Here is a 16,024-nt window from a genome sequence, read left to right as displayed (position 1 = left end):
CAGAAGGAGCTCTGTGAAGATTTCTCTTCGTTTTAATCTGCCCTTTTGAAATGAGTTTTTAGCAGGATAATATAAATGTGTAATATCTAATCTTAAGTTTATGATGTTGGGCTCAACTGGTGGTTGTTTATCAGACCTCCTTCAGATTCCCAGAACAGCAGATATCTTAATCTCCTTTTCTGTTTCACTGAGATCAAAGTCACCGCCATCTTCCACAGTCATGTGTACCTCATACAGTACATCTTCGGATAATGTATCCGGTGTTTCACCATCTTCTGTCTGGATATGCCATTTCTCTGCCGGAACTTCTTTCAAGGTACCATCTGTGCCGTATGCATACAGCTTCAGAGAACCTGTTTCCCCAGAGATTCCTTTCATACGTATTGCAACGGTTGTATTCGGATGTACGTTCTCAATTGTGATCGTATTCAGCCATCCTTCCACATCTCCCAGACCACCATCTGCCGCAAATTTCTCCTGGCTTAACACATTGCGCATCGCCTGATCCAGATCAACCCTACGATAAGGCATTTCCGGCAGATAAACGAATCTGTCCTGAAATCTCAGAAGTTCCAGATAACCGGTAGGACAGTAAAGTGAATTTCCGCTGTTTCCGGCATACATTCCGATAGCCATGTTGTTGTACATAGGCTTGCTGGCAACATCCATGGAAAAAACAGTTTCACCGGTCTCAAAATCAAGTATAATATACTGCCACATACCGGTTTCCAGATTCTGTACATATCCGTAGATATATCCGGTTGCCGTAGATAATTTCATCATGGAAGTATCTGACAGATCACTTCTGCACCAGATACTCTTCATTTCATATCTATCCTCAGTCTTAATCGTATCTACGCGTTCCACACCCGGCGTGATCATTTTATTTCCCTGTTTCAACCAATTTTCATCATAAATATTGGTATAACTCTGAATGGAGGAATCACTGTCCTCTTTTCCCAGGTTGGCACTTCCTGCACCAAACCAGTTACATACGATGGTACTTACGGTTCCTGCACCGTTATCATATACGATCGCAGAATTTTCAACAGATACCTGGCTGCCCTCCGGAAGTTCATCGATCACAGGAAGACTTGCAACAACTTCTCCTGTTTTCATATCCAGAGCAAGGAGATTTACGGTCTCCTGATTATCGGTAAACATCACCAGATCTTTTGTAAGGGATGGAGAGCATCCGCTGCCCCAGGCAAGACCTCCGCCAGTTGTTTCATCCCCTTCTTTGCTTTCTTTCGCACCAGCACTCTCGTAAGGAGTTTCCCAGATTTTCTTCACCCCATTGTCCGCCTGCAGCAGATAACAGTTCTGATTCGTCAGGATCACTGCTCCATCCTTGGATGCTGCAATTCCATTCTCTGCACCCTCTCCCGGAGCCAGCTCATATACGAAGACTGCCTCTGACAGATCAGTTTCCTCTCCATTTAAAATGGCATCAATAGCTGTACGGGAAATATAGCCCATAGCACCCTGCTGTTTCCTGTCAGGGTAAATACGGAATCCTCCGGTTGCAAACCAGAGATTTCCTTCATAGTCAAACACTACAGCAAGAAGATTCTGATCCAGTGTTTTTCCAAGTGCTGCCTCTGCCGCTGCTTTAATATCAATATCCAGCACTTTCTCAAATTCCGGAAGTACGTTTCCGTCTTCATCTGTTGCCTTCAGCATCAGCACATGGTTATTATTGGTCGGACACACCAGACGGTTACTCTCATCTACAAAGGAATAGGAGCTCTGGATCAGATATTCTCCATTGTCATGCTGTTTTGGAGAAAAATATCCCAGTGTCTGTGTTTCCTCTGCATTGATATCACGAATTGCCAGTCCACCAAGCAACGGAACCACTGCATGTCCATAAGAATCGAAAAAGATAGCAGGAGACGCATTTGCATTGGTTTTTTCATAAGAAACATTGATTTCTGAATAAATGCCTACCGGTAATACTTCGTCTGTGGAATCTGTATTGTAGCAGTCATGATGAATATTGGAATCACTTGCTGCCATATAAGGATTCTCGTCAATAACCTTCTGTGTAAGTGTCTTTATGGGCAGTTCTGATGTCTGAGCTGTATTTTCCTCCGTCTGTGTTTCTTCTGCACGTACCATATTTATTGATGGTTCAGATGTTGCAGCAGCTATAAAAGTGATCATTGCAAGAATTAAAGCTCTTTTCTTCATATTGTTTTCCTCCTGAGTGTTTTTATCATATTACCTTGCTGCGTTCAAACCAAATGGAAAGTCCTTCTTTTATTTTTTGCTCTTCCATAGGTTTCATAAAAAAATATTCTATCCGCATCCTGAACGCATGAAGCGAAAAATCAAGATCACTGCACCAGATGATCCCACATTTGGGATACAGGGAACGAAGATGTTCTGCCGCATTCAGCCCGGGCACACCAGGTAATGCAAGAAACACCACTGCCGGTACTGTTTTTCGTGTCCACTCAAAAAATTGTTCCTGATCCTGATAGATTTCAATCAATGGAAAAATTTTCTTTTCTGTACAGTAATTCCTGATATATTCCGCACAGTTCTGTCCTTCCTGTTTCTGATCAGTCAATATAGCAATACAATACACGACATCCCTCCTTTTCCATCTGATGTCTCCCATTTGTTATTCTCATTATAAAAAAGTCGGAAATTATTTCAATAATTCTGTCACGAAACGCCAGAAAATGACACGAATTGTAAATCTATGGTGTTTAGATAATTTTAAGTTTGGGGAATTGTCTGTCGGAGCGGACAGGGATTAATTTCTTTTTTAGCAGTGCCATCACATTTATATTTTATATACTCAAAGAAAACAGGCTGGTCCACATATCTTCTGTAGAAGCCAGCCTGAATTCTTATTGGTTTACAATGTGATCTTGTACGTGTTATAGGAACATTTTCCCATTCCATAACTTATACCCGCTCAAATACCACCGTCACCTGTCCGCCGCAGATCATTCCAAGGCTGTCCTGGCCGTCTGCTGTTAAGGCATAGTGTTTTACTTCTTTTTCTTTTACTTCTTTACAATGATTGATGGCTTCGTACTCTACTTTGCCGCCGCCAATGCTGCCTGTAATGTGTCCGGATGGTTCTACGAACATTTTGCTTCCTACTCCTCTTGGAGAAGAGCCGGATTTCTCTGCGATAGTGACCATGACACCATGACGACCTTCCAGAACTGCTGTCTCTACTTTTTCATCACAGTATGCGGAATAATGCTGATTTTTTACCTTAATGATCTCTGCCATAATGCTCACTGCAATTTCCTCCGGAAGCTGCCCGCCAAGAGGAATTCCGATTGGTGCATGGACTTCGTCCAATTGCTCCAGAGTGTAACCTTCTTTTAGAAGATTTTCCCTGGTGATCCGCACTTTGTTTTTGCTGCCGATCATGCCAAGATATTCGTAGGGACGATGGAGAAGCCTGCGAAGGCAGTCTGCATCACCAATGTGGCCTCTGGTAAGAATTACATAATAGGCATTGTCATAAGGAGCAATATATTTGTCCAGGTCCTTGAAATCACCATAGACCAGCTGGTCTGCTTCCGGGAATCGAGCCTTTTTCACGAAATCTTCTCTGTCATCCATGATCGTCACATGAAAGCCAAGCATTTTTCCCAGATGGGCAGTAGGCTGGGATACGTGACCGCCTCCAAAGATCACAAGCCTTGGATTCTTGCGGTAATCTTCTACGAAAAGCCGGCGACCGTCTGCTTCTGTCACTTTTGTCTCTTTCGTCTCACTCAGAATATTCAGATAATTATCCCATATGGAAGCATCTTCCGTTTTCTCGGGGATCAGCTGTACACCTGATTTTTTTTCAGCAGCTTCACCACAGTTTTCTTCTCTAATAACCGTTTCTGGTTTCAAAATGCACTTCTTTCCCATATATGGTCCATCCAGAAAAATTCCAGTTTTTGCCCTGCCTTTTTCATCAAGAATCTGATAAATTTTATTATACATGATTTTTCACTCCATCCTGTCATATCAACTACCCATCCCTTCCTGCCATCATTACCAGGCATTCTTTAATCAATCCCTTTTATTGTTACTGTTCACCGGTAACGTTCCGCGAGGTGTTTTTTGTGAACAAAGTTCACGGAAAACCCGAGAATTGCGGCGCGAAATCATGCGAATGCATGATTTCTGTGCATCGCGAAGCGCGTTACTGGTCACGGAGTGAACAGTAACCTTTTATTGGCAAGAGGATGATGCAGCGGTTAAAATTTCATTGCACCTTTCATTCCTATATATTATAATACATCCGGAGGAATTTTCACAATGAAGAAAAAAAGAATTATGGCCAGTTTTCCCATTCGGATTCTGGCAGTCAGTATACCCGGCCTCCTTGCAGGCCTGTTTTTAAATGCCACAAGAACTATGGGACTGACCTCCGGGGCTTTGAATCTGGTGGTTACAGCCCGTTATGTACTAAGTCAGATAATCACCTTTCTGGCACCGCTGATCATTATCGGTCTTGTGGCATCTTCCATTATTTCCGTAAAAAAAGCTCCCACACCCGTCACCGCGCCAATTGTCCGGATCACTTATTTTTCCATGCTTGGAGCCGCAGCTTTCGCATCCGTTCTTGGATATCTGATCATTCCAAAACTTCCGGTATCCACAGACAGTTTATCTTTCCGCTTCCTGCCGGATACCTTGTTTGAGCTTCCCATTCCAGCACCGGTTTCTGCACTGAGCGCGTTAGTACTTGCTATTTTGCTTGCCCTTGGTGCCTGCTGGACCAATGCAGTGCGAACCAAAGAGCTTTTGCAGGAGTTTTGGGGAATCACCCTTTCCCTGATGTCCAGGATTCTTCTTCCACTGCTGCCTGCTTATATCGGGCTTTCTCTATGTACACTGGCTTATCAGGGATATTTCATCAAGTATCTGCCACTGTTGCTTCTGGCACTTATTATTATAATTCCGGCTTATATGGTCTGGGTGTTGGTTCTGTATCATATTGCAGGATCTTATGCCGGAGAAAAGGCATGGGGAATTTTGAAAAATTATATACCGATCTGTAAAATGGCTTTAAGAACCCATTCTTCCACAGCTGTGGAAAAATATTCACAGGAAGCAGCTGACAAATGTGTGCCGCTTGATTCCGAGCTTATCAAAGAGGCAATTTCTCTTTTTACCCAGATTCATCACTGTGGTTCTGTGCTTGCAGAGGTATTCTTCGCTATGATGATCTCCCGTATTCTGTACGGCTCTGTTCCTGCACCGGGAACTATGGTGATCTTCAGTATTTTGCTTGCCACCTGTTCCATTGGCACACCCAGACTTCCATGGGGAACCGTAATGGTATCCCTGGGAACCCTGACCGGAATCCTGAAATTCGGAGATTCCGGTGTGGCGCTGATGTTCGCTGTTTTTGCACTAAATGATGCTTTTGCAGCAGCATGTAATGCCACATGTGACGGAGCCGCTGCACTGTTTCTGACAGGGTATGTGAAAAGACATGATTTATGATTTAGCGCAGAAAGTAAGCTTTAAAAGCTAAAAAGTATTATTTGCTCTCATATCTTTAGTCGCACAATAGCAGTTCATTCACATCTCACAAAACTTAAATGACCAGAAACTCTTATTTCCTTTACTGTAAGAGTTTCTGGTCATTCATTATTTTACGGCTACCTTACATTATCTTTTAACAGTTACAGAAATAGCTGCAATTATGGCTGTTCCTTTTTCTTCGCTTTCATTATTTCTTTCGCTGCTGCCCAATACTTTCCTTCATGATCTGCTCACTTTTCAGACAATATTCACTTTCAAAAAACGCGGGCTACGGCAACCGAGTTCGGGTAAAATCTCCCACAAATTGTGGCGCACATCTTGCAAAAAGCCTTTTTCAGACACGTTCTAGGCCAGTGGCTGTCTCAATCCTCTCTTAATATAAGTTCCAAGTTTCTCCTGCACCAGTTTTCCATCATCCACAGCAAGTTTTCCCCGGAGGAATACCTTGTCAATATCTCCATGTATTTCAAAGCCTTCATAGGGGTTATTGTCTGTATTATAAGCATGTGTTTCCGCAGAAATTACATTCTCTTTTTCCGGATCAAATACTACAATGTCTGCGTCGCTGCCTTCGGCGATAACTCCTTTGTTTGGATATACACCGTACAACTTAGCTGGATTTTCACACAGAAGCTGGCACATTCTCTCGACTGTAATTTTGCCGGTGCGCACGCCGTAAGTATAAAGAAGAGTTCCCCTTGTCTGAACTCCCGGCAGGCCACCTGGAATCTTGGTAAAATCCGCTTTTCCCATTGCTTTCTGGGCAAGGGTAAAGCTGCACTGGTCTGTAGCTACTGTCTGGATATCTCCATCTGCCAGGGCTTTCCACAGGCAATCCTGATCCGCTTTCTTGCGGATTGGCGGAGCGCACACATATTTGGCACCTTCGAAATCAGGTTTGGAATAAACGCTGTCGTCCAGAAGAAGATACTGAGGACAGGTCTCTGCAAATACGGTCTGACCATTTTCCCGGGCACGGATGATTTCTTCGTATGCCTTGCGGTTGGTCAAATGCACCACCATGACCGGAGCTCCTGCTTCCTTCGCAATTACAAGAAGACGGTGTACTGCCTCGGCTTCCATGGTATCCGGACGTACAAGAGGATGATTCTCCGGACCCAGTTTTCCCTGTGCTTTCGCTTCCTGGATCAATGCGTCGATCACGCCTGCATTTTCACAATGTACGCCTGCGAAACAGCCTTTTTCATTTAAGGCCTTTATGATCTTATAAAGATCCTCGTCGTCTACGATCATTGCCGGGTAAGTCATATATAGCTTGAAGCTGGTAATGCCCTCATTGATCATATCCTGAATTTCTTTCTTTGTCTCCTCATTCCATTCCACAATGGACATGTGAAAAGAATAGTCACAGGAGCATTTGCCGTCAGCCTTTTTGTGCCACTTCTCAAGGCCCTCTTTCAGGGTATGTCCACCTTTATCCTGTGAAGCAAAATCAATAACCAGAGTGGTTCCGCCAAGGATTGCCGCTCTTGTTCCTGTCTCGAAATCATCTGCTGTTACAGTACCTGCGACCTCCAGGTCAAAATGGGTATGTCCGTCAATAAATCCCGGGAAAAGGAGCTTACCAGATACATCCACCACCTTGGCATCTGGCTGTGAAAGCTCCTCTCCTACTTTTATGATTTTTTCGCCTTCCACCAACACATCCTGTTTCCTTGTGCCTGCACCTGATATTACGGTTCCGTTTTTCAAAAGATATTTCATACAACAGATCCTCCCTTCACATTTCTGTAGTTATCTGCCATTCCCAAGCCAGTCCTGTATTTATTTTTCTTCCACATTGACTTGCATTTATACAAAATAACCAATTTTATTTACCTCATATCTTATTTTAATGTAAATATACCACATGTATTTTCCATCTTCAACAAAATAAATACGAAATTTTTTAAGCCTTCAATAATTTTTTTGTAAAATTGTCTTTTTATTTTTTTTCTGACATGCTATTATAAATATAGTAAGTCATTCGTTACTATCTGCAACATACGAATACAGGTTACTGTTCACTACGTTCACAGCAACCCGCTTCGCGATGCACAGAAATCATGCCTTGCATGATTTCGCGCCGATATTCTCGGGTTTTCTGTGAACTCTGTTCACAAAAAACACCTCGCGGAACGCTCCCAGTGAACAGTAATAAATACAGACAGGATGCCCGGATTCTATGCGGAGATTCCAGGCATCGACCCATGGCAGGATTTTCCTGCTCTTAATAAAAAAATCAAATCCAAAACAGGAGGGAACAAATATGGGAAGATTAACTGTCTTAGAGCAGATTGCGCAGGATATCGCAGCAGAATTCGGGAACGACTGCGAGGTCGTCATCCATGATCTGAAGACAAAAGAACCGGAGCATTCCATTATCTATATTGTAAACGGACACGTAACCGGACGAAATGTAGGTGACGGTCCATCGGACGCAGTTTTCGACGGCATCCGCCAGAAAGGACGGGGAAGTGACTGTGCTCCAGCCGACCACAATGGTTACCTGATGAAAACAGCAGACGGCAAGATTTTGAAGTGCAGTACTTCATATATAAAGGACGATGACGGCAGCCTTCACTATGTATTCGGCATCAACTACGACATCACCAAGCTGACCCTGATCAACAGTGCTCTTGATGATCTGATCACCCCGAAGAACAAAGAAGAGAAGCCGAAGCAGATCACTCACAGTGTCAACGATCTTCTGGATCGTCTCATCGAAGAATCCGTGAAGCTTGTAGGCAAGCCGGTAGCTCTCATGAATAAAGAGGATAAGGTAACTGCGATCCAGTTTCTTAATGATTCCGGAGCTTTCCTTATTACAAAGTCCGGAGATAAAGTAGCGAATTATTTTGGAATCTCTAAATATACGCTTTATAGTTATATTGATGTAAACAAGTAATATTATAGTTATTTCTTTATATTTTATAACAAAAATAACATATTGGAAACATGTTATAAATAAGCCATATAATACCGTCTCCTCATTACAGGATTTGGTTATTATATGGCTTATTTTATAAAACCAGTCAGAACACCCTCTGCCAGTTTTACCTGCTGTTCGTTAGAGCGTGTTTAAAAAGGCTTTCTGCAGTCTGCTGCCTGCAGGCTGCGGCTACTCTTCCTCGCTTCCCAACTGGTGCGCTTCTTTATAAATTTCACAGGCGCCCTGATTTACACATCTTTTATAGGCACAGTCCATAAAGGTAAGTATCCTTTTCCCATCTTTTTCTTCATATTCACAGCACACTGTCTGACTGCCGTTACAGGTTCTGCAAAAACCTGAGATAAATTCTTCTGTTTCCATTTTATCATCCTCTCAGCTTATGCACAAAGATCCCGCTTCGCAGCTTCGGCTCAAACCAGGTGGATTTCGGCGGCATCAGCTTACTCTCATCTGCAATCTGCATCAGATCTTCCATAGAAGTAGGATAAAGCGCAAACGCAACGCCTCTGGTCTCATCTGCCAGAGTCTGAAGTTCTCTTAACTTATGACTTCCGCCTACAAACTTAATACGCTTGTCAGTCCTTGGATCACCAATGCCAAGAACTGGACCTAAAACCACGTCCTGAAGAATCTGGGAATCCAGCTGACCAACCACATCTTTTCCCTCATAAAGCTCCGATTTCGCTTTCAGAAGATACCAGAAACCATCCAGATACATACCAAAGCAATGCTTCTCCACTGGCTTTGCAGGAAAACCTGGAACAATCGTCATGTCGAAGTTGTCTTTAATTTTCTCAAGGACATCTTCCACGCTCTGCCCATTCAAGTCCCTCACCACACGGTTATATGCCAGAATGGTAAGCTGGTCATATGGAAAAACAACGGAAAGAAAATAGTTAAACGCTTCTTCCCCTGTATAATCCGGATTCTCCTGACGTCGCTTCAGCCCCACTTTCACTGCAGAGACAGCTCTGTGATGTCCGTCTGCAATATAAAGTGCAGGGATCTTCTCCATCTCATCCTGGATCTGGCTAATCGCCTCGTCCCCATCGATCACCCACACACGGTGTGTGATCTCGTCCTCTTCTGTAAAATCATAGGCTGCTTTGTGCTCTTTTTTCCACTGCTCAAGAAGAGCACTCAACGCATCTGTATAACGGCAGGCAAGATAAATGGGGCCTGTGTTAGCATCACATACATCCACATGATTGATTCGGTCCAGCTCTTTATCTGATCGGGTAAGTTCATGCTTTTTCACCACATTATTCAGATAATCATCAATAGAAGCGCAGCCTGCAATTCCAGTCTGAACCTTCCCCTTGCGTACCAGTTCATATATGTAGTAGCATGGCTTATGGTCCTGAACCAGAACGCCAGTCTCCTCCATCTTATGCAGGTTCTCTTTCGCTTTCTGATAAACCTTCGCATCATAGAGGTCCGTCTCTGCCGGCAGGTCCATCTCTGCTCTGTCTACATGGAGAAAAGAATCCGGATTCTCTTTCCCAATGGCTGCTGCCTCTTCTCTATTCACTACATCATATGGAAGGGCAGCTACTGCTGCTGCCTTTCCCTCTGTAGGTCTAAGTGCTTTAAATGCACGAAATACTGCCATAAAATCTTGCTCCTTTCCCGTAGCGTGTTTGAAAAATCATTCCAGCAATCTGCACGCTCCATACATCCGGTTCAAAAGTATTTTCATTATTTTTCTTCGGCTTTTTTCAAATGCCATACCCTATATTTTACCACAATCAGAAGGCTCTTGCAATCAAACTAAATATTTTTTGAGAAAGCTAAATTTTTTTGTATTTTTCTATTGCAAATTGATTTATTTATGTTATTATACTTATAAGGAAAACAAAAATGTAGTTAAGATGTACTCTAATAACAAAAACCACGAAGGAGGTTTTCACCATGACAGACGGACTGAAATGGACGGTCAATCATGTTCCGGGATCTGATGATAAATTCCTGGACCTGATGTCCGAAGAGAACGTAACCAAAGCAAATGAATTCCACAAAAGTTTCCCCCAGTACTCCGTAACACCACTGCAGAAGCTTTCCGCTCTTGCTTCCTATCTTGGAGTAAAGGGCATCTACTGCAAAGATGAATCCTATCGTTTCGGATTAAACGCCTTTAAGGTTCTTGGAGGCTCTTATGCAATGGGACGTTACATAGCGAAGGAACTCGGCCGCGATATCAGCCAGCTTCCTTACAATGTTCTCTCTTCTGATAAATTAAGAGAAGAATTCGGACAGGCTACTTTCTTCACTGCTACAGATGGAAACCACGGCCGCGGCGTTGCATGGGCTGCTAAACGCCTTGGACAAAAAGCCGTAGTCAGAATGCCTAAAGGAACCACTAAGACACGTTTTGACAACATCGCCAAGGAAGGCGCCGAAGTAACCATCGAAGAAGTAAATTATGATGACTGCGTAAGAATGGCTGCCGCAGAAGCAGCTAAGACAGAACATGGCATCATCGTTCAGGATACTGCATGGGCCGGCTATGAGGAGATTCCATCCTGGATCATGCAGGGATACGGCACTCTGGTACTGGAAGCAGATAAACAGCTGAAGGAGAACGGCGTTGACCGCCCGACACACGTATTTGTACAGGCAGGTGTTGGTTCTCTGGCAGGTGCAGTTGTAGGATATTTTGCCCACAAATATAAAGAAAATCCTCCGGTAATGGTTGTCTGCGAAGCAAGTGCTGCCGACTGCCTCTATCGCTCTGCTGTTCAGGCCGACGGCAATCTGGTAAATGTAACCGGTGATCTTCAGACCATTATGGCAGGTCTTGCATGCGGCGAGGGAAATACCATCGGATGGGACATCCTGAAGAATCATGTAACCGTCTTTGCGTCCTGCCCAGACTGGATGAGTGCCAAGGCAACACGTATTTATGCCAATCCTCTTGAAAACGATCCACACATCATATCTGGTGAATCCGGTTCTGTTCCGTTGGGGCTTGCATATACAGCGCTTCATGACGAAGATGCCAAAGATCTGAAAGAGGCCCTGAAGCTGGATGAGAATTCCAACATTCTGGTAATCTCCACAGAAGGTGATACAGATCCAGTTCGTTACCGTGAGATCGTATGGGATGGCTTATACGGAACAAACGAATCATTAAGCAAATAATTTTTATAACAATATGATACTTTTTTACAAAAAACGGAGGTAAAAAGTTATGGATTATAACAAAATCAAAGAAGCTGCACAGAATTATGAAGCAGATATGACCAAATTTCTTCGTGAACTGGTTCATTTTCCAGGCGAGAGCTGCGGTGAGAAGGATCATGTAATGCGTATTAAAGAAGAGATGGAGAAGCTTGGCTTTGATAAAGTTGAGATTGACCCAATGGGAAATATCCTTGGCTATATGGGAACTGGAAGCACTCTCATCGGTTTCGACGGACATATTGATACTGTAGGTATCGGAAACAGAAACAACTGGGAATTCGATCCCTATGAAGGATTTGAGACTGAGACTGAGATCGGCGGACGTGGAACTTCTGATCAGATGGGTGGTATCGTATCTGCTGTTTACGGTGCTAAGATCATGAAAGATCTTGGTCTTCTTAATGACAAATATCAGGTTGTTGTTACAGGAACTGTTCAGGAAGAGGACTGCGATGGTCTTTGCTGGCAGTACATCATCAACGAAGACAAGGTTCGTCCGGAATTTGTTGTTTCCACAGAGCCTACAGACGGCGGTATCTACCGTGGACAGCGCGGACGTATGGAGATCCGTATTGATGTAAAAGGTGTTTCCTGCCATGGTTCTGCTCCTGAGCGTGGCGACAACGCAATCTATAAGATGGCTGACATCCTTCAGGATGTTCGTGCATTAAATGAAAATGATGCTGCAGATGAGACCGAGATCAAAGGTCTTGTAAAAATGCTGGATAAGAAATATAACCCGGAATGGGAAGAAGCAAACTTCCTTGGAAGAGGTACGGTTACTACTTCTGAGATTTTCTTCACATCCCCAAGCCGTTGTGCAGTTGCCGACTCCTGTGCCGTTTCCCTTGACCGTCGTATGACAGCAGGTGAGACCTGGGAGAGCTGCCTGGATGAGATCCGCGCACTTCCATCTGTCAAAAAGTATGGTGACGATGTTAAGGTTTCCATGTATGAGTACTCCCGTCCATCCTGGACAGAGCTGGTATATCCAATCGAGTGCTATTTCCCAACATGGGTAATCCCGAAGGATCACAAGGTTACTTCTGCTCTTGAGGAAGCTTACCACAATCTGTATGGCACAGAGCGTATGGGCAATGCTGAGACAGAAGCTATGAGAAAAGCCCGTCCTCTTACCGACAAGTGGACATTCTCTACCAACGGTGTTTCCATTATGGGACGTAACGGAATCCCATGCATCGGATTTGGACCTGGCGCAGAGGCACAGGCTCACGCTCCAAACGAGAAAACATGGAAAGATGATCTGGTAAGATGTGCAGCTGTTTACGCAGCACTTCCTACTGCTTACTGTAAATAATCCGGAAATATCTGTTTATCAGAACTACAGAAACTGTAAACGTTCCGCAAGCTGCACACCCTTGGAGCAGACAGCTGTTACAATGTGTCTGCTCCATACCTCCACTTTACACATAGTACTTTTAACAAATAACCAGCACAGCGAAAATTAAGTATCTGCGATATTGACGCAATATTGAAAAATCATACAAATCAATATGACGGTTTCTTAATATTCTCTGTACCAGATAAATTTTAATTATATAAGGAGAAAATTCATGAAAACATTACAGGATTACATCGACAAGCTTAACAGCCTTAACTTCAAAGAAATGTACAACAACGACTTCTTCTGGACATGGGATAAAACAGACGAGGAGCTGGAGGCTGTTTTCACAGTTGCTGACGCCCTCCGCTTCATGAGAGAGCACAATATCTCCACGAAGGTATTCGAGAGTGGTCTGGGAATCTCCATTTTCCGTGACAACTCCACACGTACCCGTTTCTCCTTCGCTTCTGCCTGCAACCTTCTTGGACTTGAGGTACAGGATCTGGACGAGAAGAAATCCCAGATTGCACACGGTGAAACCGTTCGTGAGACAGCCAACATGGTATCCTTCATGGCTGATGTAATCGGTATCCGTGATGATATGTATATCGGTAAGGGACATACTTATCAGAAAGATTTTATGGATGCTGTAACAGAAGGAAATAAAGATGGTATTCTTGAGCAGAGACCTACTCTTGTAAACCTTCAGTGTGACGTTGACCATCCAACCCAGTGTATGGCAGATATGCTTCACATCATCCACGAATTCGGCGGTGTCGAGAATCTGAAAGGCAAAAAGCTTGCTATGACATGGGCTTACTCTCCTTCCTATGGTAAACCACTCTCCGTTCCACAGGGTGTCATCGGACTTATGACACGTTTCGGTATGGACGTTGTTCTGGCGCATCCGGAAGGATACGATGTAATGCCAGAGGTTGAGGAAATTGCCAAGAAAAATGCTGAGAAGTCCGGCGGTTCTTTCACAAAGACAAACAGCATGGAAGAAGCATTCAAAGATGCCGATATCGTTTATCCAAAGAGCTGGGCTCCATTTGCAGCAATGGAAAAACGTACCAACCTCTATGGTGAAGGCGACTTCGACGGAATCGATAAACTGGAGAAAGAGCTTCTTGCTCAGAACGCAGAGCACAAAGACTGGGCTTGCACAGAAGAGCTTATGAAGACTACCAAGGACGGCAAAGCGCTTTACCTGCACTGTCTGCCAGCTGATATTACAGGCGTAAGCTGTGAGACCGGTGAGGTTGATGCAAGCGTATTTGACCGTTACCGTATCCCGCTTTATAAAGAAGCAAGCTTCAAACCATATGTAATTGCAGCAATGATCATGCTCTCCAAATTTGAAAATCCACAGGATATCCTGAAAAAACTGGAAGTAAAGGCTGCTCCGAGAATTATGGAATAATGCTTTTCAGGGGGCTGTAGGAATACAGCCCTTTTTTGTTCTCATTTTTGATGGTATTTCTTATACTTGATATATTTTTAGTATATCAAATGTTACTGTTCACTCCGCGACCAGTAACTATCAAATTGCTATTTTATAGATTGTTTACGATAATATTTATAGAAGTGGTTATATTAGAGTATCGCCCACACAGGCTTTCTGCGGAATATTTATCGCACTTCGCAGGAATGATTTTTTTAACAAACTCTGGTTTACTCCTTCCTAAATATTTATCAGAGGAGGTTTTTATGATATATAAAAGAAAACGTATCGTGGTTGCCCTTGGCGGCAACGCACTTGGAAATACACTTCCAGAACAGATGATAGCAGTAAAATCTACTGCAAAGGCGCTCTGCGACCTTATTGAGGAAGGTCACCAGGTAGTTGTGGTTCACGGAAACGGACCACAGGTAGGTATGATCAACAACGCTATGACTGCTCTTACCCACGAAGATCAGGCACAGCCAAACACTCCGCTCTCTGTCTGTGTAGCTATGAGCCAGGCTTACATTGGCTATGACCTTCAGAACGCGCTCCGTGAAGAGCTTCGCAAACGTGGCTTCATGCGTACACCGGTTGTCACCGTTGTCACACAGGTTCGTGTAGATCCTGAGGATCCTGCATTTGAAAATCCAAGCAAACCAATTGGTAAATTCCTTACCAAGGAAGAAGCTGATTTCCAGGCAAAAGCCTACGGACATGTTATGAAAGAAGATGCAGGCCGCGGCTACCGCCGTGTGGTTGCTTCTCCCAAGCCAGTGGAAATCGTAGAGCAGGATGCCATCAGCAGTCTTGTAGATGCCAACAAGATCGTCATCTGCTGTGGCGGGGGTGGAATCCCGGTAACCTTAGAAGGCCACCATCTAAAAGGTGCTTCCGCAGTCATTGACAAAGATTTCGCAAGCTGCCTGCTTGCAAAGCAGCTGGATGCAGATATGCTGATCATTCTGACTGCTGTGGAAAAAGTTGCCGTTAATTTTGGCAAAGAAAATGAGGAATGGCTGGACGATCTTACCGTTTCCCAGGCCAGAAAATACATTGAAGAAGGCCAGTTTGCCGCTGGATCTATGCTGCCGAAGGTTCAGGCCTGCGTAGACTTTGCAAGCTCCGGCACCGGCCGTACAGCTATGATCACCCTGTTGGAAAAAGCCAAAGATGGTATTATGGGAAAGACGGGGACACAGATTCATTTGTAAGAAGTGTTTGGGACTGATAGAGTCACCAATAATAGAAATTTGACCTCAAAGCTCACTTAGATTATTTAGCAGGGTATGGTTTACACCATACCCTTTTTATACGCCAGAGCGTGTTTGAAAAATCATTTATGATGTTTCTCTTCCTCTTCTTCCACCAGTCGCGATGTTTCTTCTGATGGTGCTGAAATCACGGCTGCTGCCACGATTTCACAAGGCGGATTCTCTTTCACCGCATCTACCGCAGCCTTCACTGCGGCTACATCACCGCTTAAAAATACAGTTGCATGACCTCCGCACTTGGTATGCCAGGTACGGAATTCTACATCTGATGTTTTCAGCATCTGTCAAGGACAACTACTGCA

General features: G+C 43.9%; 13 protein-coding genes. 6 read left to right on the top strand and 7 right to left on the bottom strand.

Annotated elements, in window-relative coordinates; all coding sequences use genetic code 11:
- Positions 1-141: 141 nt before the first annotated feature.
- The 3 genes from DW904_RS18310 to DW904_RS18300 all read right to left on the bottom strand — a co-directional run bounded on the left by DW904_RS18310 (position 142) and on the right by DW904_RS18300 (position 3,969).
- A complete protein-coding gene (locus tag DW904_RS18310) occupies positions 142-2,193 on the bottom strand; it encodes a hypothetical protein (protein ID WP_118583396.1) in 2,052 nt (683 codons plus the stop codon).
- Positions 2,194-2,218: 25 nt separating this feature from the next.
- Positions 2,219-2,593, bottom strand: coding sequence for a response regulator (locus DW904_RS18305; protein ID WP_118583394.1), 375 nt, complete (start codon positions 2,591-2,593; stop codon positions 2,219-2,221).
- 326 nt (positions 2,594-2,919) lie between these two features.
- Positions 2,920-3,969 carry an XdhC/CoxI family protein gene (locus tag DW904_RS18300; RefSeq protein WP_118583392.1) on the bottom strand — a complete coding sequence of 350 codons (1,050 nt, stop codon included), beginning with the start codon at positions 3,967-3,969 and terminating at the stop codon, positions 2,920-2,922.
- Positions 3,970-4,287: 318 nt separating this feature from the next.
- Here DW904_RS18300 and DW904_RS18295 point away from each other — a divergent pair, with 318 nt between their 5' ends.
- The gene (locus tag DW904_RS18295; protein WP_118583390.1) at positions 4,288-5,481 is read left to right on the top strand and encodes a cation:dicarboxylase symporter family transporter; all 1,194 of its coding nucleotides are present in this window, start codon (positions 4,288-4,290) and stop codon (positions 5,479-5,481) included.
- Between the two features lie 387 nt (positions 5,482-5,868).
- Here the strand turns inward: DW904_RS18295 and hydA are convergent, their stop codons facing one another.
- Positions 5,869-7,248, bottom strand: coding sequence for a dihydropyrimidinase (gene hydA, locus DW904_RS18290; protein WP_118583388.1), 1,380 nt, complete (start codon positions 7,246-7,248; stop codon positions 5,869-5,871).
- Positions 7,249-7,792: 544 nt separating this feature from the next.
- Here hydA and DW904_RS18285 point away from each other — a divergent pair.
- Positions 7,793-8,431: a helix-turn-helix transcriptional regulator gene (locus tag DW904_RS18285; RefSeq protein ID WP_118583386.1), complete on the top strand. Its 639-nt coding sequence runs from the start codon at positions 7,793-7,795 to the stop codon at positions 8,429-8,431.
- 213 nt (positions 8,432-8,644) lie between these two features.
- Here the strand turns inward: DW904_RS18285 and DW904_RS18280 are convergent, their stop codons facing one another.
- Entirely contained in the window at positions 8,645-8,836 is a 192-nt protein-coding gene (locus tag DW904_RS18280) for a hypothetical protein (protein ID WP_118583384.1), read from the bottom strand.
- A gap of 4 nt (positions 8,837-8,840) precedes the next feature.
- A complete protein-coding gene (locus DW904_RS18275; protein WP_118583382.1) occupies positions 8,841-10,088 on the bottom strand; it encodes a DUF1015 family protein in 1,248 nt (415 codons plus the stop codon).
- A 299-nt stretch (positions 10,089-10,387) separates the two neighbouring features.
- On the opposite strand from DW904_RS18275, the gene dpaL reads away from it, so the two are divergent.
- The 4 genes from dpaL to arcC all read left to right on the top strand — a co-directional run bounded on the left by dpaL (position 10,388) and on the right by arcC (position 15,662).
- Positions 10,388-11,617, top strand: coding sequence for a diaminopropionate ammonia-lyase (dpaL, locus tag DW904_RS18270; protein ID WP_118583380.1), 1,230 nt, complete (start codon positions 10,388-10,390; stop codon positions 11,615-11,617).
- 49 nt (positions 11,618-11,666) lie between these two features.
- Positions 11,667-12,977 (top strand): YgeY family selenium metabolism-linked hydrolase, encoded by a 1,311-nt coding sequence (locus tag DW904_RS18265; protein WP_118583378.1) that lies wholly within the window; start codon positions 11,667-11,669, stop codon positions 12,975-12,977.
- Between the two features lie 256 nt (positions 12,978-13,233).
- The gene (gene ygeW / locus DW904_RS18260; protein ID WP_118583376.1) at positions 13,234-14,427 is read left to right on the top strand and encodes a knotted carbamoyltransferase YgeW; all 1,194 of its coding nucleotides are present in this window, start codon (positions 13,234-13,236) and stop codon (positions 14,425-14,427) included.
- A gap of 287 nt (positions 14,428-14,714) precedes the next feature.
- On the top strand, positions 14,715-15,662 hold the full coding sequence (gene arcC / locus DW904_RS18255) for a carbamate kinase (RefSeq protein ID WP_264295017.1): 948 nt from the start codon (positions 14,715-14,717) through the stop codon (positions 15,660-15,662).
- Positions 15,663-15,784: 122 nt separating this feature from the next.
- Here the strand turns inward: arcC and DW904_RS18250 are convergent, their stop codons facing one another.
- Positions 15,785-16,003, bottom strand: a complete 219-nt coding sequence (locus DW904_RS18250; RefSeq protein WP_347562203.1) for a BMC domain-containing protein — start codon at positions 16,001-16,003, stop codon at positions 15,785-15,787.
- Positions 16,004-16,024 lie beyond the last annotated feature (21 nt).

The sequence above is a fragment of the Ruminococcus sp. AM42-11 genome (assembly GCF_003480145.1).
GTDB lineage: Bacteria > Bacillota > Clostridia > Lachnospirales > Lachnospiraceae > Blautia_A > Blautia_A faecis.
Note: the sequence above shows the minus strand (reverse complement) of the source record. Positions and strands in the feature narration are given on the sequence as shown.

Excerpts from the sequence above, each read along its gene's own strand:
- hydA (WP_118583388.1), bottom strand. The coding sequence starts at position 7,248 with ATGAAATATCTTTTGAAAAACGGAACCGTAATATCAGGTGCAGGCACA.
- DW904_RS18265 (WP_118583378.1), top strand. The coding sequence starts at position 11,667 with ATGGATTATAACAAAATCAAAGAAGCTGCACAGAATTATGAAGCAGAT.
- DW904_RS18310 (WP_118583396.1), bottom strand. The coding sequence starts at position 2,193 with ATGAAGAAAAGAGCTTTAATTCTTGCAATGATCACTTTTATAGCTGCT.
- DW904_RS18300 (WP_118583392.1), bottom strand. The coding sequence starts at position 3,969 with ATGTATAATAAAATTTATCAGATTCTTGATGAAAAAGGCAGGGCAAAA.
- DW904_RS18250 (WP_347562203.1), bottom strand. The coding sequence starts at position 16,003 with ATGCTGAAAACATCAGATGTAGAATTCCGTACCTGGCATACCAAGTGC.
- ygeW (WP_118583376.1), top strand. The coding sequence starts at position 13,234 with ATGAAAACATTACAGGATTACATCGACAAGCTTAACAGCCTTAACTTC.
- DW904_RS18295 (WP_118583390.1), top strand. The coding sequence starts at position 4,288 with ATGAAGAAAAAAAGAATTATGGCCAGTTTTCCCATTCGGATTCTGGCA.
- DW904_RS18275 (WP_118583382.1), bottom strand. The coding sequence starts at position 10,088 with ATGGCAGTATTTCGTGCATTTAAAGCACTTAGACCTACAGAGGGAAAG.
- DW904_RS18285 (WP_118583386.1), top strand. The coding sequence starts at position 7,793 with ATGGGAAGATTAACTGTCTTAGAGCAGATTGCGCAGGATATCGCAGCA.
- arcC (WP_264295017.1), top strand. The coding sequence starts at position 14,715 with ATGATATATAAAAGAAAACGTATCGTGGTTGCCCTTGGCGGCAACGCA.
- DW904_RS18280 (WP_118583384.1), bottom strand. The coding sequence starts at position 8,836 with ATGGAAACAGAAGAATTTATCTCAGGTTTTTGCAGAACCTGTAACGGC.
- dpaL (WP_118583380.1), top strand. The coding sequence starts at position 10,388 with ATGACAGACGGACTGAAATGGACGGTCAATCATGTTCCGGGATCTGAT.